This is a genomic window from Acidovorax sp. KPB24-03 (assembly GCF_057546605.1).
This window is the reverse complement of the sequence record NZ_BAAJYR010000787.1, coordinates 1-893: the sequence shown is the minus strand read 5'-3', so window position 1 is coordinate 893 and position 893 is coordinate 1. Positions and strand designations below refer to the sequence as shown.

The 893-nt window shown below is 75.0% G+C and carries 1 pseudogene; it reads right to left on the bottom strand.

What is annotated here, in order from left to right:
- Positions 1–893, bottom strand: a pseudogene (locus AC27KI_RS26010) (HAD-IC family P-type ATPase); the annotation flags it as partial.

The following is an 893-nucleotide window of genomic DNA, read 5'->3' as shown; positions in this document are numbered from 1 at the left end:
CAGCGTGGCCAGCGCGATGCCCAGCACCACCGGCACGAACACCGCCGACACCCGGTCCACCAGCCGCTGGATCGGCGCCTTGCCGGCCTGCGCGTCTTCCACCAGCCGGATGATGCGGGCCAGCACCGTCTCGGCCCCCACGGCCGACACCTGCACCACCACCCGCCCGTCGCCGTTGATCGAGCCGCCCGTGAGCGCCTCGCCCGCGGTGCGCGGCACCGGCAGCGGCTCGCCGGTCAGCATGGATTCATCCACCTGCGTGTGCCCCTCCAGCACCGTGCCGTCCACGGGGATGCGCTCGCCCGGGCGCACCACGATCCGGTCGCCGGCCATCACCTCGGCCACGGGCACGTCCACCTCGCCATCGGCACCCACCAGGTGCGCCACGTCGGGCCGCAGGGCGTGCAGCGCCCGGATGGCCGCCGTGGTCTGGCGCTTGGCCCGCGCCTCCAGCCACTTGCCCAGCAGCACCAGCGTGATCACCACGGCCGAGGCCTCGAAGTACAGGTGCGGGGCGTGGCCGGCGGGCGCGGTCAGCCACAGCCAGAGCGACAGCCCGTAGCCCGCGCTGGTGCCGATCGCCACCAGCAGGTCCATGTTGCCGGAGCGCGCCTTGAGGGCGTGCCACCCCGCCTTGTAAAAGCGCGCGCCCAGCCAGAACTGTACGGGCGTCGCCAGCAGCCACTGCAGCCATGCCGGCAGCATGCCGTGCGGGCCGAGCAGCGCGCCGAAGCGCTCCGGTAAGAGGCCCAGCAGCATCGGCAGCACCAGCGGCGCCGACAGCGCCAGCCCCAGGGCCACCGGCCCGAAGCCCGCCCAGGGCGACTGGCCGCGCGCTCGGCGTCCTGCGCCTGCGGGGCGCGGGGCTCGTAGCCCGCGTTGCGCACCGCCCG